This window comes from Micromonospora arida, from assembly GCF_003857035.1.
GTDB classification, from domain to species: domain Bacteria; phylum Actinomycetota; class Actinomycetes; order Mycobacteriales; family Micromonosporaceae; genus Micromonospora; species Micromonospora arida.
Map to the genome: position 1 here is coordinate 1 of NZ_QGSY01000135.1, position 19,212 is coordinate 19,212.

Sequence of the window (19,212 nt, forward strand, 5' to 3'; positions counted from 1 at the left end):
GGGTAGTGGGTCGGCGAAGACGCCCATCTTGCGGGCGGTGGGACCCAACTGCTCCACCAACGCGTGCAGCTCGGCCACCGCCTCCGGGGCCGGGTGGTACGGCTGGCCGGTGGCGACCGCGAGATCCCAGCCGTGCACGGTCAGGTCCAGCAGGGCCATGCCGCCGATGACGGACTGCGGCATGCCCATGCCCGGCGACACGCCCTCCAGAGTGGACGGATTCGACCAGGCGGCGACCAACCGGCCGGTCTCCGCCTCGAAGCGGTCCCGCCAGCAGTCGCCCAGGTGGTCGGGCTTCTCGGCCCACTCCACCTGTCGTTTCTCGGCCAGGTCCTGAAAGTTGACCACCACCTGGAAGAGGTGATTGAGCAGATCACGGACCAGGTAGTCCTGGCACGGCGTGGGCAGGTCCAGTTGGTCGTCGGAGATACCCCGTACGACATCGACGGTTCGCGGCGCGGCGGCCGCCAGCAGCTCGCTAGTCTGAGTGGACATACGGCCAGCGTATGAGGGTGGTCTTGAACAAATGCGACAGCGACCGCGTGGCGACAGCCGGGGAATTCTCGACCCCGGGCGCCTGCTGCGCGAGATGCGCTTCCGTCGCCACCTGCCGGCGGAGTCGCTGCGCCAGTGGGTCGAGCACTACTGGTTGATCGACTGGGTGTTGAGCGCGCCGTTCGAGCAGCGGGTCGTGCCGCACCCGGCGGTGAACGTGGTGTTCCGGCGGGACGACGACGGGCCCGAGTCCGGCGAGGTGGCCGGGGTGGGCCGCGACCTGTTCCGGATCACGCTCAACGGCACCGGCCGGGTGTCCGGGGTGCAGTTCCGCCCCGGCGGCTTCCACCCGTTCTGGCGGCGCGCGGTCAGTGAGTTGACCGGCCGTAGGGTGCCGCTGCCCGCCGGCCGGCTGATCCACCCGGACGCCCCGGTGGGCGCGGGCACGTTCCCGGGAGCACCCACCTCTGCGGCCAGCGACGACGAGCGCTGCCGTGCGCTGGACACCCTCCTCACCGCCTGGCAACCGGAGCCGGACCCGATGGCCGCGGAGGCCGTCCGACTGGCCGAGGCGATCCGTACCGACCGGTCGGTGCTGCGCGTCGACGACTTCGCCGCGCGGCACGACGTTCCGGTCCGCCGGTTGCAGCGGCTGTTCCTTGAGTACGTGGGAGTCGGGCCGAAGTGGGTGATCCGCCGCTACCGGCTCCAGGAGGCGGTCGAACAGGCGGCCGGTGGCCCGCTGAGCTGGGCTGACCTCGCCGCCGACCTCGGCTACAGCGACCAGGCCCACCTGGTCCGTGACTTCACCGCCGTGGCCGGGGTGTCCCCCGCCGCGTACGCCCGCTCGGTGAGCTGAGGAGAGCTGACAGATCAGCGACGCCGCAGGACGACCACGGCGACGTCGTCCTGGATCTCCGGCGGGGCCAGCTCCACCAGCAGTCGGGCGCAGAACTGGTCCAGGTCACCGTCGACCGTCGCGGCGACCCCGGCCAGCGCGGTCAGTCCCTCATCGATGGTGGCGTCCCGTCGCTCGATCAGCCCGTCGGTGTAGAAGACCAGCGTGGCCCCGGCCGGCACCACGAACTCCAGGTCGGCCGGGCGCGGGGCGCGGACGCCGAGCAGCGGCGCGGAGTGCTGCACGAACTCGACCTTGCCGTCCATGATCATCAGTGGCGGAAGGTGCCCGGCACTGGCCAACCGGACGTGTCCGGTCGGCGGGTGCATGAGCAGCACGCAGAGCGTCGCCACCTCGTTCGGCAGCAGGGTCCGCATCAGCTCGTTGACCCGGTGCAGGATCTCGCCGGGCTGGTGGCCCTCGACCGCGTACGCCCGCACCGCGTGCCGCAGCTCGGCCATCACCGTCGCCGCGTGCAGCGAGTGGCCGGCGACGTCCCCGATCGCGAGCAGCAGGTGCCCGTCGAGCATCACCAGCTCGTAGAAGTCGCCGCCCACCTCGGTCTGCGCGCTGGCCGGCTCGTAGCGCACCGCGAGGTCCAGGCCGGCCACGGTGGGCAGCCCCCGCGGGAGCAGGCTGCGTTGGAGGGTGACCGCGATCCGGTGCTCCTCGTCGAACGAGCGCTGCCCCTCCACGGCCGCCGCCACCGCCTGGGCCAGTTGCTTGAGCACCGGGGTCTGCGCGGTCTGGGTGGCGGTCGGAACCACCACGTACAGCGGGGCCCGGTCCTCGCGCAGCCGGGCGGCGGCGACCGTCACAGTGTCGTCCGCCGGCCAGTCGACGAGCGCCCAGCTCTCCGGGGCCTCCACCCGCACCGTGGCGCCGGTGGGCACCCCGGTGTCATCGACGACCCACGGCACCACGGCGGCCGCCGTGCCGGGACCGACGCAGACGCCCGCGAGGCAGTCACCGTCGAAGGTTTCGGCGATCACCGCCGCCGGGCTCCTGAAGATCTGGGCGGCGCCCTCGGCGGCGGCTTCCAGCAGGCGCGCGAAGGTCGGCGCGGCGTGCACCGCGACTGTCGTGTCGGCCAACCCGAGCAGCCGCTCGGCGAGCAGTTCGGCACGCTGCCGGGCCTGGTAGTAGCGCAGCACCGCCCGGGTGGTGGCGATCAGCTCCTCGGGCTCGATCGGCTCGGTCAGGTACGCGTCAGCGCCCCGGGTCAACCCCTGCGCACGGTCGGCCACGTCCACTGCGTGCGCCGACACGTGGATCACCGGCATCGCCGGGTGCCGCGCCTTGATCTGTTCGCAGACCTCGTAGCCGCTCAGGTCGGGCAGCCGGACGTCGAGGACCACCAGATCGATCCGGTCCACCTCGACCCGGGCCAACGCATCGGCGCCGTTCTCGGCCTCCAGCACTGTGAACCCGGCCCGGGTCAGCCAGCTGACCAGCAGGTAACGCTTGGTACGACTGTCGTCGACCACCAGGATCGTTGTCGGTATGGCGTCCACGCCGTCACGCCCCGCCGCTGGGCAGGGAGACGGTGAATGTGCTGCCTTCACCCGGCGCGCTGGTCAGCCCCAGTGTCCCGCCGAGCAGCGTCACCAACCGTCGGGCGTACGGCAGACCGAGGCCGGTGCCGCCGACCCGGGTGGCACCGGGAATCTGGTAGAACTCCTCGAAGATCCGGTCGTGCAGCTCGGGAGCGATGCCCGGCCCGGTGTCGCTGACCTCGAACTGCCAACGGTCGCCGTTCTGGCTGGCCCGCAGCCGCACCTCGCCGCGCTCGGTGAACTTCAACCCGTTGTGCAGCAGGTTGCGCAGCACCTGGCCGAGCAGCACCTCGTCGGTGCGCAGCAGGGCCGGCCCGGTGGGCTCCTCCACGACCAGCTCCACCTCCGGGCGGGTGGCCACCGCACGCAGGGTGCCGCGCAGTTGACCGAAGACCGGCCGCAGGTCGACCTCGGCCAGCTCCGGCTCGATCCGGCCGGACTCCGCCTTGGCCAGGTCGAGGAGTTCGTTGACCAGGTTGAGCAGGTCCGTCGCCGAGGAGCGGATCAGATCGACCTGGCGGCCCTGCTCCTCAGTGAGCGGGTCGGAGGCGGAGTCGGTGAGCAGCCGCCCCAGGCCGATGATCGCGGTGACCGGGGCACGCAGCTCGTGGCTCACGTTGGCCAGGAACCGGCTCTTCGACTCGCTCGCCGCACGGAGCTGGGCCGACTTCTCGTCCAACTCGGCGTAGAGGGCGACGACGCCGCGGTTGGTCTCCTCCAACTCCTCGGTGAGCTGGTTGTAGAGCGCCAGCACGCCGCGGTTGGTCTCGGCCAACTCCTCGTTCAGCACGGCCAGCTCGTCGCGCTGACTGCGCACCTCGTCGAGTGCGCCGATGAGCTGCCCGTTCTGCACCGTCAACTCGTCCAGCGCACTGCCCGGCGCGGTGCGGCCGAGTTCGGTGCGGAACTCGGCGAGCCGCTCCGGGGTCGGCGCTGGCGCGTTGGCCGGGACTCGTCGGGACATCCGTACGACCGTAACCCCCTCGACGGTCGACACGCTCAGTGTGTCGACCAGTCGGGACACCGCGCCGGACTGCGGTTGGTAGCGATCGTCGGGCAGCGGGGACACCGGGGCCAGGTCGGCGCGCAGGTGGAACCGGCCGTCGGCACCCGAGTCGACGTGGAAGGAGACGTCCGCTCCTCCGGTCGTCCGCAGCAGGTCCCGGGCGACCTCGCTGAGCGCGGTCGCGATCCTCACCTGGTCCTGGTGTTCGAGGCCGACCACAGCGGCCACCTCGCGCCCCCGCTGACGGATCACGAAGATGTCCTGCTCGACCCGCAGTGCCATCTGGAGCAGCGGCAGCGCGGCCGGCTCCCCGATCATGCCCACGACCTCGCGACCAGTACGCAGGCGTCGTCACGTCGCACACCGGCGTCGCGGAGCAGGGTCGCCGCCATGACCAGCGGGGATCGTTCCGCCAGGCCCGGGTAGTCGTTCATCCGCCACCGGTCGGACACCCCGTCGCTGTGCATCACCAGCCGGGCGCCGGGACCGAACGGGTAGTCGTACTCCCGGATGGTCGGCCGTTGGTGCCCGGCGATGCCGGGCAGCGACACCAGCCCCCGACGGTGGCCGTCACCCTCGACGACCACGCCGGAGATGTTGCCCAGGCCGGCGTAGTGCAGCACGCCGGCCGTCGGCACCAACTCGGCGACCGCGAGTGCGGCACCACGGGTGTGCGACATGCTCCGGTGCAGGTGACCGACCACCGTCGCTGGTGGGCCGGCCGGGGCATTGCGGAACGCGGCCAGCCCCGCGTCGGTGGCGGCCCCGGCCAGCGGGCCGTGCCCCAACCCGTCGCTGACCAACACCTGGTGCCGCCCGTCGGCGACCCGGACGGCGTACCCGTCACCGCTGACCGTCTCGCCGGTCAGCGGTCGGGTGAGCGCACCCGCCCAGGACGGCCGCGCCGGCTCCGCCGGCCAGACCTGCACGGCGAGGACGGTGCCCCGACCGGGCAGCGAGTATCCGTCGAACCAACTGGCCTGCCGGACTATGGCACCCAGACCGATGCCGAGCGTGCCGGTGGTGGAGTGCCCGTCCTGGGACGAGACGGTCAGATCGGCCATGCCGGGCCCGGAGTCGATGGCGATCAGCTCCACGCCGGCCTGCCCGGCCCGGCGTACCGGCCGGAGCAGCAGGACACCCTCGTCGGCGTGCTTGACCAGGTTGCTGGTCAGCTCGGCGGCGACGATGGCCAGGTCGGCGATGCGCGCCTGACCCATCTCCACCTGTGCGCCGAGGCGTTCGGCGGCCCGCCGGACGGCGCTCGCCGCGCTGCTGGCCTCGACCCGGAACCAGATGCCGCTGTCGGTGAGCGCGTCGGTGTTCACCTGGACCACTTGGTGACCGTGATCCGCGTGCCGGTGCCCGCCGACGTCTCGATCTGGAACTCGTCGACCAGGCGTCGTGACCCACTGAGGCCGAGGCCGAGGCCGCCGCCGCTGGTGTAGCCGTCGGTCATGGCCAGGTCGAGGTCGGCGATGCCCGGCCCGGAGTCGGCGAACACGATCTGCACGCCCTTGCGTCGGCCGTTGTCCACGACCGTCACCTCGACCGAACCGCCGCCGCCGTACACCAGGGTGTTGCGGGCCAACTCGCTCGCCGCGGTGACCACCTTGGTCTGGTCGACGAGGGACAGCTTGACGGACACCGCCACAGCGCGGACCAGTTGCCGGACGCGCACCACGTCCTCATCGCTGCGAACCGACTGCGCCTGCGGCTGGCCCAGGTCGACGCCCGTGGTCACGGCGTGGCCGTCTCGGCGTCCGGTTCGTCGTCGAGCTGGTAGTCGAGCTCGTCGGCGTGGGCCGCCGCGATCAGCTCCATGCCACGCTCCACGTTCAGCGCGGTACGGATGCCGTTCAGCGACAGCCCGAGTTCGACAAGGGTGATGGCGACGGCTGGACGCATCCCGACCACCACCGTCTCCGCGTCGAGCACCTTGGAGATCGACGCGATGGTGGAGAGCATCCGCCCGACGAACGAGTCGACGATGTCCAGCGCGGTGATGTCGATGATGACGCCGTGGCAGCCGGTGTCGACGATCCGCTGGGCCAGATCCTCCTGGAGCGCGACCGCCGTCTGGTCGGACATGTCCAGTTGGATGGAGACGAGCAGGATGTCCCCGATCTTGAGGATCGGCACCCGCTCCATCAGATGTCCCGGCGCGGCTGGCGGCGGGCGGTCTCTACTCCATTGAGTCGCAGCACGTGGCGCAGCGCGTCGGCGAGGCTCGCCTTGGTGGCGATGTCGCCGAACTCGATGCCGAGCGCCACGATGGTCTGCGCGATCTGCGGGCGGATGCCGGAGATGATGCAGTCGGCGCCCATCAGCCGGGCGGCCACCACGGTCTTCAGGATGTGCTGGGCGACCTGGGTGTCCACCGCCGGCACGCCGGTGATGTCGATGATCGCGTACGGCGAGCCGGTGTCGACGAGGGTCTGCAGCAGCCGCTCCATGACGACCTGGGCCCGGGCCGAGTCCAGGGTGCCGACCAGCGGAACGGCGACGACACCTTCCCAGAGCTTGACCACCGGCGTGGAGAGTTCGAGCAGTTGCTCGGCCTGATCCGCGATCAGGCTCTCCCGGGTGCGGACGAAGCTCTCGAAGGTGAACAGGCCCATCTCGTCGACGAGCTTCGAGAAGGCGACGTAGTCCTTCAGCGCGTCCGCGCCACCGGCCTCCTGCACCAGCTCGGCCACCACGTCCTTCAGCGCGAAGACGCTGATCGTGGTCTCGGTGGCGGAGAAGCCCTGCCGGGCGCGGCCACGGGACAGCTCGGAGAGCGCGGCGCGCAGTTCGGCGGCGCTGTCGGCGGACAGGTCGATGGTGCCCTGCTCGCCGCTGGCGACGATGGCACGGTGCAGGTCCTGGACCTGTCGGCGCAGCTCCGCCTGGCTCAGCCGGCCCCGCAACGAACTGGTGACGATCTCGGTCCACCGAGTCGTGACCCGTTCGTCCTGCCCGCTGAGCAGCGCGACGAGCCGACCACTTTCTTCGGTGCTCAACGCCATTTCGAACCCCCTTGACCTGGACCGGGCGGACTCTATCACCGGGGCCTGACCAACTACTTGCCCCGTAGCAACGGAATGACGATGGCCACCGGAAGACGGCTCCCGTTCTACCTCCGAGGGTGGTCGTGGGATACCGTTCCCCCGATAACAGGAGGTCTGGCGAATGTCGTTGACGGTGCACACGGAACAACGCGGCGACGTGGTCGTCGTGTCGGTCGCGGGCGAGCTGGACATGGCCACCGCACCGCAGCTGCAGGACCAGATCACCGACCTGCTCGACAAGGGCCGCAACCGGCTGGTGTTCGACCTGGCGGACGTCTCGTTCTGCGACTCGACCGGTCTGTCGGTCTTCGTCCGCGCCAAGAACAGCTGCGACGAGGCCGGCGGCGTGGTCCGGCTGGCCGCCCCGCAGCGCGGTGTGCTGCGCATCCTTGAGGTGAGCGGGCTGGTCGAGGTGCTGCACACCTACCCGACGGTGGACGAGGCTGTCGCCGGCGAACCGACGCCGGCGTCCTCCTGACCGTCGGCGTTCGTCACTCGTCCTCGACGTAACGGGGACGAGCGATCGCCATGCCCGCCGTCGTCTGCACGGCGAGGGCGCCCAGCAGGAAACCGATCGGCGCGGTCCAGCCGCCGGTGGCCTCGTAGAGGATCCCGACCATCAGCGGGCCGAGGGCGGCGATCACGTACCCGGTGCTCTGCGCGAACGCGGAAAGCGCGACAGTGCCCTCGGCGGTGCGGGCGCGTAGGCCGATGGCGGTCAGGATCATCGGGAACGCGCCCTGCCCGATCGCCAGCAGGGCGACCCAGAGCAGCGCGGCACCGTGCGGTGCGAGCGCCAACCCCAGGTAGGCCAGCACCGACGCGGTGGTCAGCCCGAGCACCAGCGGCCGCAGGGTGCCCAGCCGACCGGCCAGGGTGGGCATCAGCAGCGCGATCGGCACGCCGAGCGCGGTCACCCCGGCGAGCAGCAGCCCGGCCGACTCCGGCTGGTAACCGGCGTCGCGGAACAGCTGGGCCAGCCAGCCCATGATCGCGTACCCGCTGAGCGACTGCGCCCCGAAGTAGACGGCCATCGCCCAGCCGAGCCGGGTCCGCGCCGGCCGGACCCGCGTCGGCGTGGCGGCGACCGCCGTCGGGGTCGCCCGCCGCGCCGAGGCGCGGGTCCGCAGTGCCAGCGGCACCCACGGGAGTACGGCCACCGCGGCCATCGCGGCCCAGACGCCGAGCCCGGCCCGCCACGACCCGAAGGCGTGCGCGATCGGCACCGCGGAGGCGGCGGCCACCGTCGTGCCCACTGTCAACGCCATCGTGTACGCCCCGGTGACCAGGCCGGTGCGGTGCGGGAAGTGCTGCTTGACGAGCATCGGCAGCAGGATGTTGGCGACCGCGATGCCGGACAGCGCCAGCGCGCTGGTGAGCACGAAGATCAAGGCCGAGTCGGTGACGACCCGGAGCACCTGGCCCACGGCGAGGGCGAACATGGCGACCACCAGCACCCGGGCCGGTGCCACCCGGCGGACCAGCCACGGGGTGAGCGCGCCGAGGCCGGCGAACGCGATGGTCGGCAGGGTGGTGACCAGGCCAGCGGTGACACCGGAGAGGCCCAGCCCGTCGCGGACCTCGTCGAGCAGTGCGCCGAGGCTCGTCACCACGGCGCGCAGGTTGAGCGCGACCAGCAGCATCCCGACCAGCACCAGCGCGCCGCCGGTCGCCGGGTGCGTCCGCCGGCCGGTGCCGGGGTCCCGCGTCGGGCGAGGGTCGACGGCGACGGGGGCGGGCAGCGCCGGAGCGGCGGTTGGTGGCGGGGTCATGACCCTTAACCTACAATCATGGGATGAATTTGGGACCGGTGATGTAACCAGTGCCACCGTCGGTTGAATTCCCCTCCGCGCCGCCGGCACCGCCCCGCGGCCAGCCCGCAGTACCGCCCCGCGGCCACCGGGTCCGGCAGACCACCGAGCAACTCCGCGCCCGGATCCTCGGCGGCGAATGGCCAGTCGGCGGGCGCATCCCCACCGAGCCACAACTGGTCGCCGCGCTGGGCGTCGGGCGTAACACGGTCCGCGAGGCGGTCCGCGCCCTGGTGCACGCCGGGGTGTTGGAGTGCCGGCAGGGCTCCGGCACCTACGTGGTGTCGACCGACGAACTGGCACCGGTGGTCGCCCGCCGACTCGGCGACGACCGGATGACCGAGGTCATCGAGGTACGCCGCGCCTTCGAGGTGGAGGCCGCCCGGCTCGCCGCATTGAGGCGTACCCCGGAGGACCTGGCGGCGCTCGACGGCGCGCTCGCCCAGCGCGAGGCCGCCTGGCACGGCGGCCGGGTCGACGCGTTCGTCGAGGCCGACGCGGCACTGCACACCGCGGTGGTCGCCGCCGCGCACAACGCCATGCTCGCCGAGCTGTACGCCTCGGTGGGCACCGCCCTGCGCAGCACTGTCGCCCAGGCCATGGGCGGGGCGCTCACCCCCGAGCGCTACGTCGACCACACCCGACTGGTCGAGGCGATCCGGGCCGGCGATCCCGGCCGGGCGGCGCTCGAAGCCGGCGCTTTTCTGGAACCCGCCGAACGGGCATAGGTTGTGCCCGACAGAAAAGCGGACACCTCGGGAGTACGAATGCTCAAGGGCTTCAAAGACTTCATCATGCGCGGCAACGTCGTCGACCTGGCGGTCGGTGTCGTCATCGGCGCCGCGTTCACGGGCGTGGTCACCCAGCTCACCAAGTCGTTCCTCGAACCACTGATCCGGGTCATCGTGCTGGTCATCACGGGCAGCGACAAGGGTCTGGCCGGCACGGCGCCCGAGTTCCGCGGCATCGCGTTCGACTGGATCGCCTTCGTCAACGCGGTGATCACCTTCCTGCTCACCGCGGCGGCGCTCTACTTCCTGGTCGTCTACCCGATGAACCGGCTGGCCGAGCGGCGCAAGCGGGGCGAGGAGCCGCCGCCCTCGGCGCCGAGCGAGGAGGTCAAGCTGCTCACCGAGATCCGGGACGCCCTGGTCTCCGCCGGCCACACCACCCCCGGCCAGCAGCGCGGGGCGCTCGACGACGTGCTGGGCCGCCGCCCGGAGCCACCGACGCAGCGCTGACCCGAACGGATGCACATCGGCCCCTGCGGGATTCCCGCAGGGGCCGCACCTTCTCGTACGTGTGTTCGATAGAGTCCCGCCATGGAGCAGCGAAAGCACTGGTGGAACGGGAAGTGGGGGCGGCTCGCCCGGCGGGACGTCTTCCTGCGGGTGGACGCCGACCGGTGGCACGTCGAGCAGCGGGCCGGCGGCGCCGAGGGCATTTCCCGTTTCTACGAGTACGGCAGTGCGGACGAGGCCGAGGACACCGTTCGGGCCCTGCTCGACGGCCCGGACACCTGGCGGGAGCTGTCCCCCCGCCCGCCCGGCGGCTGGGCCCTCCCGAACAGCTGAGTGGGCGGAACGCCGTGCACGGACACGAGGTGCCGTGCGCGATGCGTGCGCACCCGACGTGGCACCGCGTCCACCGGCCTGGGTGCCGCGTGTGCCGTATCCGCTGCTGCCGCTGGCGTCGGGGTCCGTCGCCCGCCACCTTGCGCGCGTGGAGACGGTACTGCTTTCGACGGTGATGACTCTGAGGCATAAATATGCCTCAGAGTCATCACGCTCTCCGGGCCATCGCCTGCGGACCTGCCGCCTCCAGGCCGCTGCCTCCAGGCCGCTGCCGCAGTTGCTGAGCGTCGGGCGGGCAGGCGGCGGCGTTTAGTGGCGCGCTGCCCTGGGAACCGCAGCGGGATGGACCAGCAGGACGAGCAGCAGGCGACCATCTCGCGAATCACCACCGGGATGCCGGTGATCGACTCAGCTGGCACCGAGGTCGGCACCGTGGACCTCGTCCAGCGGGGTGACCCGAACGCGGTGACCGTCCAGACACCGACAGCCGACCCGGGCAGCAGCCTGGACGAGCTGATCGAGGCGACCGCGGTCGAGGAGCCGGACGTCCCGGCCGACCTGGCGGCGCGACTGCTGCACAGCGGCTATCTGAAGGTCTCCACCGACCTGACCCGCACCGGCGCGGTCTACGTACCGGCCGACCGGATCGGGTCGGTGGCCGACGGCCGGGTCCTCCTGGCCGTCGGGGTGGCCGACCTGCCGCCCGAGGAGTGACCCCACCGCCCTGATCGACTCGGGTTCACGGAAATCGGGGCGTCCGGAGCCTCGGGACGACCCGACTTCATGAAACCCGAGTCGATCTTCCCTGCGCGGCGGCGGCAGGCTGATCCGGCGCGGCGGGTTGGTCCGGCGCGGCAGGCTGATCCGGCGCGGCGGGTTGGCGGCGGTGGAAGAGCAGCAGCATCAGGCAGCCCGCGACCAGGCCCCAGAACGCGCCGCCCACGCCGATCAGCGTCACCCCGGACGCGGTCACCACGAAGGTGACCACGGCGGCCTCGCGGGTCGCCGGGTCGGTCACCGCCGAGGCGAGCGCGGTGGCGAGGGCGCCCAGTAGCGCCAGCCCGGCGACCGCTTCGATGAGGATCGGTGGGGCGACCGCCACCAGCGTGGTGGCCACGCCGGCGCCCAGGCCGAGCACGGCCAGCCCAGCGCCCGCGGTGACCGAGGCGATCCATCGGCGCTCCGGGTCGGGGTGCGCGTCGGGGCCGGCGGCCAGCGCGGCGGTGATCGCCGCGAGGTTCACCGCGTGCCCGCCGGCCGGGGCGGCGAGCAGACTGGCCAGGCCGGTGGTCCGCAGCGCGGCGCCGAACGGCGGCCGGTAGCCGTAGCCGACCAGCACCGCCATGCCGGGTACGTTCTGCGCGGCCATGGTGACCAGGAACAGCGGCAGGGCCAACCCGACCAGTGCGGACGCGTTCCAGGCCGGCGCGGTCAGCGTGACCGACGGGATCAGCGCGGCACTGGTCAGGCCGGTCGGCGGTGCGGTCAGTGCGATCGCCGCCACGGCCACCACCAGCGCACCGGGCACCGCCCAGCGTCGGGCGAACCGGTGCAGCAGCAGCCAACCGACCACCACCGATCCGGCCACCGCAGGCAGCTCGACAAGCGCGCGGACCGGCGCGGTGCAGAGCGGCAGCAGCACTCCGGCGAGCATCGCGCCGGCCACCGGCTTGGGGATGGCGGCCACCGCACGGCCGAGAGGCGGGAACAACCCGGCCGCGACGATCAGCACACCGGAGACGAGGAAGGCGCCCACCGCCACCGGCCAACCGCCCGGCGGCGACCCGGTCGCCACCAGCAGCGCCGCGCCCGGAGTGGACCAGGCCGCGCTCATCGGGATCCGGTACCGCCAGCCCAGCCAGACGGCGACGAACCCACTCGCCACGCAGAGAGCAAGCAGGCCGGAGGCGGCCTGCGCGTCCGACGCGCCCGCCGCTCGGAGCCCGGCCAGCACGACGGTGAACGAGCTGGCGAAGCCGACCAGCGCGGTCACCACCCCCGCCAGCACCGGTTGCACGCGTCCGGCCATCCCACCCTCCCGACTGTTCCGTTTACGGAACGTAAGCGTGTAGCACGATAGCCGGGTGCCGCACCCACCACCAGCCCGCCCGGGCCTCGACGTGGACCCCGCCGTCGTCGGCCGCCGGGTCCGCGCGCTACGCGAGGAACGAGGGCTCTCGCTGTCCACACTCGCCCGGCTCGCCGGTGTCGGAAAGGCCACCCTCTCCGGCCTGGAGCACGGCACCCGCAACCCGACCCTGGAGACGCTCTGGGCGGTCACCGCGCAGCTCGGCGTACCGTTCACCGCCCTGCTGGCCGAACCGACGGCCGAGCCCACCGTGCACGGCACAGCGGTCACCGCCACCCTGCTGGAGGTCTTCACCGAGACCGACGCGACCTACGAGCTGTACCGGATGCGGGTCGCGCCCGGCGTCGTCCAGCTCTCCCCCGCCCACGCGCCGGGGGTCACCGAGCACGTCACCGTCTTCGCCGGGGTGCTGCGCGCCGGGCCGGCCGACGCACCGCTGACCGCTCCGGCCGGCGGTCACCTCCGCTGGGTGTCGGACGTGCCACACACCTACGCGGCGGTGGGTGACGAGGAGGTCGCCGCGAGCCTGCTACTGCGCTATCCGCGCCGCTGAGACCCCGCCGAACGGTCACGGACCGTCGTCCCGTCGACGAAAATCGCAATCATTTCTCGACCTAGGTAGGAGGCGTAGAGACGAATGCGGGTTGTTCTTGGCAAGCTTGACCCCATGACGCTGATCCTCCGCTCGGTCATCCTCAACGACATCGGCTTGGTGCGCACCAACAACGAGGACTCCGCCCTCGCCGGTGACCGCCTGATCGCCGTCGCCGACGGCATGGGTGGGCTGCCTGCGGGCGAGGTGGCGAGCGAGATCGTGATCCGGATCCTGGACGAGCTGGCTCCGCCCACCGACCCCGACGGCGCCGCCGACGCGCTGCGTGCCGTGGTCAGCACCGCCAACCAGCGCATCCACGCCGCCATCACCGTCGACCCGAGCCGGGACGGCATGGGTACGACGCTCACCGCGGCGCTGCTGGCCGGGGAGACACTGGTGCTGGCCCAGGTGGGCGACTCCCGCTGCTACCTGCTGCGCGAGGGGGAGCTGACCCAGCTCACCCGGGACGACACGTTCGTGCAGGCGCTCGTCGATCAGGGCACCCTCTCTCCCGAGCAGGCCCGCCACCACCCGCAGCGGTCCCTGGTGACGCGGGCCGTGCAGGGGGCCGACACCCCACCCGCGGTCGGGGTGCTCACAGTGGTCCCCGGTGACCGGCTGCTGCTGTGCAGCGACGGGCTCTCCGACTACGTCGAGGACGAGGCGATCGCCGCGGCCCTGGGCATGTACGCCGACCGTCAGCAGTGCGGTGAGCAGTTGGTGAAGCTGGCTCACCACGCCGGCGCACCGGACAACGTCACAGTCGTGGTCTCCGACGTCGTCGCCCGCTGACCCGTACGGCTCACTCGGCGGCTCACCCGAACCGACTGGTTCGGGTTCCGCTGCCCCAGTAGGTGGTTGTGCCATCTAGCTTGCGCCGCTACTGTCCGACGCGTGGATTCCGACCGGCGCGGGCAGTGGCTGCGGGGGGTGCTCGACATCTGCGTCCTGGCCCTGCTGTCCAAAGGCGAGTCCTACGGCTACCAGCTCGCCCAGGCGCTCGACGCGGCGGGCGTCGGGCCGATCCAGGGCGGCACGCTCTATCCCGTGCTGCTGCGCCTACAGAAGACCGGCCTGGTGACCGCGCAGTGGCGGGAGGGCAGCGCCGGGCCGGCCCGCAAGTACTACCGGCTCACCGACGACGGGCACGCCGCGCTCCGCGCCGGCGGCAGCGCCTGGCTCACCTTCGTCCAGCCGGTGAACGACATCGTCACGAAGGGGGTCACCCGGTGAACGCCGACGATTGGCTGCGCACGCTCACAGCCGAGCTGCACCAGCGCCGGGTCGCGGCGGACGCCGCACGGCACGTGGTCGCCGAGGCCGCCACACACCTACGCGAGGGCGGCGGCGACCCCTGGGTCGTCTTCGGCCCACCCCAGCAGTACGCGGGCGCTGTCGTGGAGAGCATCGGCACCGCGCCCGGACCGCGCCCCGGGCCGGTCCGGCTGCACGCTGCGGGCATCACCAAGAGGTACGGGCGACGAACCGTGCTACGCGACGCCACGCTGACCGTCCGGGCCGGACAGATCGCCGCCGTCGTCGGCGCGAACGGCTGCGGCAAGAGCACCTTCCTCCGGATCTGTGCCGGACTCATGTCACCGGACGCCGGTGAGGTGACCGTCTCCGGTCGGCTCGGCTACTGCCCGCAGTCCGGCGGCACCGCCGACTTCCTGCTCGCCGACGAGCACTTCGTGCTGATCGGCGCCGGTCAGGGTGTGGCCCGGGGCCCGGCCCGCCGCGCCGGTCGGGCGGCGGCCCGTCAGCTCGGCTGGGAGGCGGGCGGCGACGTGCAGGCCCGTCACCTGTCCGGCGGCACCCGACAGAAGCTCAACCTGACCATGTCCACGCTCAGCGCCCCCGACGTGCTGCTGCTCGACGAGCCGTACCAGGGCTTCGACCAGGGCACATACGTCAACTTCTGGGACCAGCTCAGCAGGTTGCGCGACGCCGGCACGGCCATCGTCGTGGTGACCCACCTGCTCAACCAACTCGACCGGGTGGACATCGTGCTCGACCTGACCCCGGCACACGAGACCGGGTGGCACGCGCCCGGCATCCAGGGAGGCCGCCCGTGAACCGGCTCGTCACCGTCGCCGAGATGACCCTGCGGGAGCTGCTGCGGCGTCGGGGCGTACTCCTGCTGTTGTTGTTGATGCCGTTGACCTTCTACCTGATCCGGCGGGACGCCTACCTCGGGCAGTCGGTTCGCTCGCTGCTGCTCGGCGTGGGCTGGGCGGTGAGCACCGCCGCGCTGTTCGCCACGACCGCGGCCCGCGAGTTGGAGCCGAGGCTGCGGCTGGCCGGCTACCGCCCACACCACCTCTATCTCGGTCGGATGCTCGGCCTGTGGACGGTGGGACTGGTCATCTCCGTACCCTTCTTCCTGCTCCCGATGATCGACGGCGCGGACCTGCGGTACGGCGGCCTGGCGGCTGCGCTGCTCTGTTCCGTCGCGGTGGCGGCGCCGTTCGGGATGCTGATCGGTGCGCTGCTGCCCCGCGAGTTGGAGGGCACGCTGCTGCTGCTCACAGTGGTGACCGTGCAGATGCTGATCGACCCGGCCGGGTCCGGGGCGAGGTTGACGCCGTTCTGGTCGAGTCGGGAGATCGCCACCTGGACGGTCGACAACACCGACCAGGGCTACCTTTCCCGTGGCCTGCTGCACGGGATCGTCGTCACCGCCCTGCTGGCCCTGGGCGTGGCCGCGGTGGCCAGCGTCCGCCTGCGCCGCCGTCGCCACCTGCGGCACCTGCCGGTCGGCTGACCGCCGCACCGCCGCGGATCGGGCCAATCCGGTTGCTGCGACCCGCGCGGCAGGTTGAGATGGGCGAATGACCATCCGCCGGGTGACCGACGACGACCGTCTCACCACCAGCTTCCCGCTGGCCGCGTACGCCTTCGAGTCCTCGCCGCTCAGCGCTGCCCGGACCGCGGAGTTCCGCGACTACCTGCCCTACAACCAGGGCAACCGGACGCTGATCGCCGAGGAGGACGGCACCACGTTGGCCGCCGCCTCGGCCATCCCGATGCGACAGAACCTGCGTGGGGTGGTGCTGCCCATGGCCGGTGTCGCCGGGGTGGCGACCCATCCGCTGGCCCGCCGGCAGGGGCACGTCCGGACGTTGCTGCACCAACTCCTTGACGAAATGCGCGACGAGGGCCACCCGCTCAGCGCGCTCTATCCGTTCCGGCCCAGCTTCTACGCCCGGTTCGGCTACGTCGGGCTGCCCAAGCCGCGCCGGGTCACCTTCACCCCGGCCAACCTGGGTTCGCTGCTCCGGGTGGATCTGCCCGGCGAGGTCGGCTGGGAACGCGTCGCCGCCGGCTATCCGGCGTGGCGGGCGTTCACCGAGCGCAACCTCCAGGAACGACACGGCTTCGCGATCTTCCCGGACTACCGGGCTGTGGGAATGCGTGACCGTGACGAGTACTGGCTGGTCACCGCCCGGGTCGGCGGGGAGGTCACCGGCGCGGTGACGTACCGGATCGACGAACACGGCGGCACGCTGCACGGCAACGAACTGCTGGTCACCGACCCGCTCGCGCGGGCGCTGCTGTTGCAGTTCTTCGCCCGGCACGTCGACCAGATCGAACGGATCACCGTTCAGGTTCCGCCGGACGAGTTGCCCGAGCTGTGGCTGACCGACCTGGACGTACACGTCGAGGCCCGTACGGCCGTGCCGGGTTCGTCCGCACCGATGGCCCGGCTGCTGTCGCTGGACGCGTTGAGCGGGCTGCCCGCCGGCCCGGGCCGGGTGCGGATCGAGCTGACCGGGGACCGCTGGTTGGCCGGCACCCACCTGCTCGACGGCACGACCGGGGCGCTGGAACTGGTCGACGACACCACCGGCCGCGCGCCGACGGCCACGCTCACCGCCGCCGGGCTCTCCGCCCTCGCGTACGGGGTGCTGGACCCGACCGAGCTGCCGCTACGCGGTCTGGGTGAGGTGCCGGTGGACGCCGCCACGGAGCTGCGCGGCCTCTTCCCCCGCCGGGTGCCGTACCTCTTCGCCGACTTCTGAGCCCTCCTCACAATCGGGTTTGTCGCCTCGGCGACCGTGGGTACGGTCCCGCGAATGCCGGAGTGGTTACAGGCGGGTGGATGGGGGTTGCTGGCCGGGTCGGCTCTGCTGGTCGGGGCGGCGGTCGGCTGGTTCGCCCGGGTGCCGCAGCGCGTCATCGCGTCGATCATGGCGTTCGGCGCTGGGGTGCTGCTCTCCGCCGTGTCGTTCGAGTTGATCGCCGAGGCGCACGCGCAGGGCGGGTTGCTGCCCACCGCTCTCGGCGCTGCCGCCGGTGCGGTGGTCTACACAGTGGCCAATCTGGCTCTCGCCCGGCACGGCGCCCGGCACCGGAAGCGGTCCGGCGACCAGCAACCCTCGGAGAGCGAGCAGCCTGGTTCCGGCTCGGCGCTCGCCGTCGGGGCGCTGCTCGACGGCGTACCGGAATCGGTCGTGATCGGCGCCAGCCTGCTCGGCGGGGGCACGGTCAGCCTGGTCACGGTGGCGGCGGTGTTCCTCAGCAACGTTCCGGAAGGGCTGTCCAGCGCCGCCGGCATGCGCCAGGCCGGCCGCAGCCGACGGTACGTGTTCCTGCTCTGGACCGGGATCGCGCTGATCAGTGGTGTCGCCGCGCTGGTCGGCAACACGCTGCTGGGTGGCGCGCCGCCGGAGGTGCTGGCCGCCATCACCGCGTTGGCCGCCGGGGCGATCCTCGCCATGATCACTGACACCATGGTCCCGGAGGCGTTCGAGAACGCGCACCTACTGGTCGGTCTGATCACGGTCGCCGGCTTCCTGACCGCCTTCGCCCTCTCCCACACCTGATGACGGCGTCTTAGCGGTGCATCAAACCGGCCCGGCGGATTCGTCGCGATGCCGTAGCGGCTCCTAGCATCACGGGGTGCGCATGACGTCGCTTGCCGCTCTCCTCGTCCTCGGTGTCGCCAGCGCGACCCTGCCCGCCTGCGCGCCCAACGACCCAGCCCCCTCGTTCGAGGCCGGCTCGACCGCCTCCCCGACGGCGCTGCCCACCGGCGGTCAGAGCGAAGCGCCGGGGGCCCGCGACGGCCTCGGCGGCCCGGGGGCCAGCGCCAGCCCGAAGCCCGCCAACAAGGTGCTCGCCGCCGGCAACCCGAACGGCAAGGCCACCGTGCCGGCCGAGGCGCGGGCGGTGGACACCTCGAAGCCGACCCGGACCATCGGCACCGGCACCCCGGCGAGCTGCACCTCCGCAGCGGTCGTGAAAGCCGTCGCGGCCGGCGGTGTCATCACGTTCAACTGTGGACCGGCCCCTGTGACGATCAAGATGGCCGCCACCGCGAAGGTCCGCAACGCCAACGGGCCGAAGATCGTGCTGGACGGCGGCGGCACTGTCACGCTGAGCGGCCAGGGGCAGCGCCGCATCCTCTACATGAACACCTGCGACGAGGCCCAGGGCTTCACCACCTCGCACTGCCAGAACCAGGATCACCCGCAGCTCACCGTGCAGAACCTCACCTTCGCCGACGGCAACTCCACCGGCGAGAAGGCCGAGGGCGGCGGCGGTGGGGCGATCTTCGTACGCGGCGGGCGGCTGAAGGTGGTCAACTCGCGCTTCGTCCGCAACCGCTGCGACCGCACCGGCCCTGACCTGGGTGGCGCGGCCGTCCGGGTGCTGAGCCAGTACGAGAACAAGCCGGTGTACGTGGTGGGCAGCACCTTCGACGGCGGTTCCTGCTCCAACGGAGGGGCGCTGAGCAGCATCGGCGTGTCGTGGGTGGTGCTGAACAGCCTGCTCAGGAACAACGAGGCGATCGGCAGCGGTGCCAACCCGGCCAAGTCCGGTACGCCCGGCGGCGGCAGCGGCGGCGCGATCTACTGCGACGGCAACGAGTTCACCGTACGGATCGCCGGCACGATCATCGAGAACAACACTGCCAACGAGGGCGGCGGCGCGGTCTTCTTCGTGAGCAACAACCGCACCGGCACGATGAAGATCGAAAGCTCGACCCTGCGCCGCAACCCCAGCGCCAAGTTCGAGACCCGCGGCTTCCCCGGCATCTTCTTCCTGGGCGCCCGCAACCCCACCCTGACCAACTCCAAGCTCTCCTGACCCGGCGGCCCAGCCCCGGCGTCCGCGCGCCCCGGTGCCGCC

At 71.9% G+C, this 19,212-nt stretch carries 23 protein-coding genes; 14 read left to right on the forward strand and 9 right to left on the reverse strand.

Translation table 11 applies throughout. The annotated features are described in order from the left end of the window. On the reverse strand, window positions 1-495 hold a 495-nt coding region (locus DLJ58_RS08055; protein WP_124854574.1), incomplete at its 3' end, for a TIGR03086 family metal-binding protein. A 31-nt stretch (window positions 496-526) separates the two neighbouring features. On the opposite strand from DLJ58_RS08055, the gene DLJ58_RS08060 reads away from it, so the two are divergent. Beyond that, entirely contained in the window at window positions 527-1,354 is an 828-nt protein-coding gene (locus tag DLJ58_RS08060) for a helix-turn-helix domain-containing protein (protein ID WP_124854575.1), read from the forward strand. Between the two features lie 14 nt (window positions 1,355-1,368). Here the strand turns inward: DLJ58_RS08060 and DLJ58_RS08065 are convergent, their stop codons facing one another. The 6 genes from DLJ58_RS08065 to DLJ58_RS08090 are packed head-to-tail and all read right to left on the reverse strand — an operon-like array spanning window position 1,369 to window position 6,966. After that, window positions 1,369-2,907, reverse strand: a complete 1,539-nt coding sequence (locus DLJ58_RS08065) for a SpoIIE family protein phosphatase (protein ID WP_124854576.1) — start codon at window positions 2,905-2,907, stop codon at window positions 1,369-1,371. Between the two features lie 4 nt (window positions 2,908-2,911). Then, complete coding sequence (locus DLJ58_RS08070; protein ID WP_124854577.1) at window positions 2,912-4,273, reverse strand: sensor histidine kinase; 1,362 nt, start codon at window positions 4,271-4,273, stop codon at window positions 2,912-2,914. After that, window positions 4,270-5,283 (reverse strand): SpoIIE family protein phosphatase, encoded by a 1,014-nt coding sequence (locus DLJ58_RS08075; RefSeq protein ID WP_124854589.1) that lies wholly within the window; start codon window positions 5,281-5,283, stop codon window positions 4,270-4,272. Before DLJ58_RS08075 ends, DLJ58_RS08070 begins: the two co-directional genes overlap by 4 nt. Beyond that, complete coding sequence (locus DLJ58_RS08080) at window positions 5,280-5,699, reverse strand: anti-sigma regulatory factor (protein WP_124854578.1); 420 nt, start codon at window positions 5,697-5,699, stop codon at window positions 5,280-5,282. The genes DLJ58_RS08075 and DLJ58_RS08080 overlap by 4 nt, the downstream gene beginning before the upstream one ends. Continuing rightward, window positions 5,696-6,106, reverse strand: a complete 411-nt coding sequence (locus tag DLJ58_RS08085; protein WP_124854579.1) for an STAS domain-containing protein — start codon at window positions 6,104-6,106, stop codon at window positions 5,696-5,698. The genes DLJ58_RS08080 and DLJ58_RS08085 overlap by 4 nt, the downstream gene beginning before the upstream one ends. Continuing rightward, window positions 6,106-6,966, reverse strand: a complete 861-nt coding sequence (locus tag DLJ58_RS08090; RefSeq protein ID WP_124854580.1) for an STAS domain-containing protein — start codon at window positions 6,964-6,966, stop codon at window positions 6,106-6,108. Before DLJ58_RS08090 ends, DLJ58_RS08085 begins: the two co-directional genes overlap by 1 nt. A 163-nt stretch (window positions 6,967-7,129) precedes the next feature. Here DLJ58_RS08090 and DLJ58_RS08095 point away from each other — a divergent pair, with 163 nt between their 5' ends. Beyond that, a complete protein-coding gene (locus DLJ58_RS08095) occupies window positions 7,130-7,486 on the forward strand; it encodes an STAS domain-containing protein (protein WP_007454464.1) in 357 nt (118 codons plus the stop codon). 13 nt (window positions 7,487-7,499) lie between these two features. Here DLJ58_RS08095 and DLJ58_RS08100 read toward each other — a convergent pair whose 3' ends face one another. Further along, window positions 7,500-8,651, reverse strand: a complete 1,152-nt coding sequence (locus DLJ58_RS08100; RefSeq protein WP_244218838.1) for an MFS transporter — start codon at window positions 8,649-8,651, stop codon at window positions 7,500-7,502. Window positions 8,652-8,830: 179 nt separating this feature from the next. On the opposite strand from DLJ58_RS08100, the gene DLJ58_RS08105 reads away from it, so the two are divergent. The 4 genes from DLJ58_RS08105 to DLJ58_RS08120 all read left to right on the forward strand — a co-directional run bounded on the left by DLJ58_RS08105 (window position 8,831) and on the right by DLJ58_RS08120 (window position 11,107). Continuing rightward, window positions 8,831-9,547: a FadR/GntR family transcriptional regulator gene (locus tag DLJ58_RS08105; RefSeq protein ID WP_124854582.1), complete on the forward strand. Its 717-nt coding sequence runs from the start codon at window positions 8,831-8,833 to the stop codon at window positions 9,545-9,547. A 39-nt stretch (window positions 9,548-9,586) separates the two neighbouring features. Then, a complete protein-coding gene (mscL, locus tag DLJ58_RS08110) occupies window positions 9,587-10,060 on the forward strand; it encodes a large conductance mechanosensitive channel protein MscL (RefSeq protein ID WP_124854583.1) in 474 nt (157 codons plus the stop codon). An 81-nt stretch (window positions 10,061-10,141) separates the two neighbouring features. Beyond that, on the forward strand, window positions 10,142-10,393 hold the full coding sequence (locus DLJ58_RS08115; RefSeq protein ID WP_124854584.1) for a hypothetical protein: 252 nt from the start codon (window positions 10,142-10,144) through the stop codon (window positions 10,391-10,393). Between the two features lie 342 nt (window positions 10,394-10,735). After that, window positions 10,736-11,107, forward strand: coding sequence for a hypothetical protein (locus tag DLJ58_RS08120; protein WP_091395802.1), 372 nt, complete (start codon window positions 10,736-10,738; stop codon window positions 11,105-11,107). 67 nt (window positions 11,108-11,174) lie between these two features. On the opposite strand, the gene DLJ58_RS08125 is transcribed toward DLJ58_RS08120, so the two are convergent. Beyond that, a complete protein-coding gene (locus tag DLJ58_RS08125; RefSeq protein ID WP_124854585.1) occupies window positions 11,175-12,422 on the reverse strand; it encodes a benzoate/H(+) symporter BenE family transporter in 1,248 nt (415 codons plus the stop codon). Window positions 12,423-12,477: 55 nt separating this feature from the next. Here DLJ58_RS08125 and DLJ58_RS08130 point away from each other — a divergent pair, with 55 nt between their 5' ends. The 8 genes from DLJ58_RS08130 to DLJ58_RS08165 all read left to right on the forward strand — a co-directional run bounded on the left by DLJ58_RS08130 (window position 12,478) and on the right by DLJ58_RS08165 (window position 19,170). Next, a complete protein-coding gene (locus DLJ58_RS08130) occupies window positions 12,478-13,035 on the forward strand; it encodes an XRE family transcriptional regulator (protein ID WP_244218837.1) in 558 nt (185 codons plus the stop codon). 114 nt (window positions 13,036-13,149) lie between these two features. Further along, window positions 13,150-13,869, forward strand: coding sequence for a PP2C family protein-serine/threonine phosphatase (locus tag DLJ58_RS08135; RefSeq protein ID WP_112586332.1), 720 nt, complete (start codon window positions 13,150-13,152; stop codon window positions 13,867-13,869). A 102-nt stretch (window positions 13,870-13,971) separates the two neighbouring features. Beyond that, window positions 13,972-14,310 carry a PadR family transcriptional regulator gene (locus tag DLJ58_RS08140; protein WP_112677569.1) on the forward strand — a complete coding sequence of 113 codons (339 nt, stop codon included), beginning with the start codon at window positions 13,972-13,974 and terminating at the stop codon, window positions 14,308-14,310. Further along, entirely contained in the window at window positions 14,307-15,152 is an 846-nt protein-coding gene (locus DLJ58_RS08145) for an ABC transporter ATP-binding protein (RefSeq protein ID WP_112624639.1), read from the forward strand. Before DLJ58_RS08140 ends, DLJ58_RS08145 begins: the two co-directional genes overlap by 4 nt. Beyond that, window positions 15,149-15,841: a hypothetical protein gene (locus DLJ58_RS08150; RefSeq protein WP_124854586.1), complete on the forward strand. Its 693-nt coding sequence runs from the start codon at window positions 15,149-15,151 to the stop codon at window positions 15,839-15,841. The genes DLJ58_RS08145 and DLJ58_RS08150 overlap by 4 nt, the downstream gene beginning before the upstream one ends. Before the next feature lie 67 nt (window positions 15,842-15,908). Further along, complete coding sequence (locus DLJ58_RS08155; protein WP_124854587.1) at window positions 15,909-17,099, forward strand: GNAT family N-acetyltransferase; 1,191 nt, start codon at window positions 15,909-15,911, stop codon at window positions 17,097-17,099. Between the two features lie 54 nt (window positions 17,100-17,153). After that, a complete protein-coding gene (locus DLJ58_RS08160; protein ID WP_124854588.1) occupies window positions 17,154-17,903 on the forward strand; it encodes a ZIP family metal transporter in 750 nt (249 codons plus the stop codon). An 82-nt stretch (window positions 17,904-17,985) separates the two neighbouring features. Beyond that, window positions 17,986-19,170 carry a hypothetical protein gene (locus DLJ58_RS08165; RefSeq protein WP_124854591.1) on the forward strand — a complete coding sequence of 395 codons (1,185 nt, stop codon included), beginning with the start codon at window positions 17,986-17,988 and terminating at the stop codon, window positions 19,168-19,170. The last annotated feature ends 42 nt before the right edge of the window (window positions 19,171-19,212 follow it).

Excerpts from the sequence above, each read along its gene's own strand:
- DLJ58_RS08155 (WP_124854587.1), top strand. The coding sequence starts at position 15,909 with ATGACCATCCGCCGGGTGACCGACGACGACCGTCTCACCACCAGCTTC.
- DLJ58_RS08165 (WP_124854591.1), top strand. The coding sequence starts at position 17,986 with ATGACGTCGCTTGCCGCTCTCCTCGTCCTCGGTGTCGCCAGCGCGACC.
- DLJ58_RS08100 (WP_244218838.1), bottom strand. The coding sequence starts at position 8,651 with ATGCTGCTGGTCGCGCTCAACCTGCGCGCCGTGGTGACGAGCCTCGGC.
- DLJ58_RS08135 (WP_112586332.1), top strand. The coding sequence starts at position 13,150 with ATGACGCTGATCCTCCGCTCGGTCATCCTCAACGACATCGGCTTGGTG.
- DLJ58_RS08085 (WP_124854579.1), bottom strand. The coding sequence starts at position 6,106 with ATGGAGCGGGTGCCGATCCTCAAGATCGGGGACATCCTGCTCGTCTCC.
- DLJ58_RS08120 (WP_091395802.1), top strand. The coding sequence starts at position 10,736 with ATGGACCAGCAGGACGAGCAGCAGGCGACCATCTCGCGAATCACCACC.
- DLJ58_RS08115 (WP_124854584.1), top strand. The coding sequence starts at position 10,142 with ATGGAGCAGCGAAAGCACTGGTGGAACGGGAAGTGGGGGCGGCTCGCC.
- DLJ58_RS08125 (WP_124854585.1), bottom strand. The coding sequence starts at position 12,422 with ATGGCCGGACGCGTGCAACCGGTGCTGGCGGGGGTGGTGACCGCGCTG.
- DLJ58_RS08070 (WP_124854577.1), bottom strand. The coding sequence starts at position 4,273 with ATGATCGGGGAGCCGGCCGCGCTGCCGCTGCTCCAGATGGCACTGCGG.
- DLJ58_RS08160 (WP_124854588.1), top strand. The coding sequence starts at position 17,154 with ATGCCGGAGTGGTTACAGGCGGGTGGATGGGGGTTGCTGGCCGGGTCG.
- mscL (WP_124854583.1), top strand. The coding sequence starts at position 9,587 with ATGCTCAAGGGCTTCAAAGACTTCATCATGCGCGGCAACGTCGTCGAC.
- DLJ58_RS08095 (WP_007454464.1), top strand. The coding sequence starts at position 7,130 with ATGTCGTTGACGGTGCACACGGAACAACGCGGCGACGTGGTCGTCGTG.
- DLJ58_RS08090 (WP_124854580.1), bottom strand. The coding sequence starts at position 6,966 with ATGGCGTTGAGCACCGAAGAAAGTGGTCGGCTCGTCGCGCTGCTCAGC.
- DLJ58_RS08060 (WP_124854575.1), top strand. The coding sequence starts at position 527 with ATGCGACAGCGACCGCGTGGCGACAGCCGGGGAATTCTCGACCCCGGG.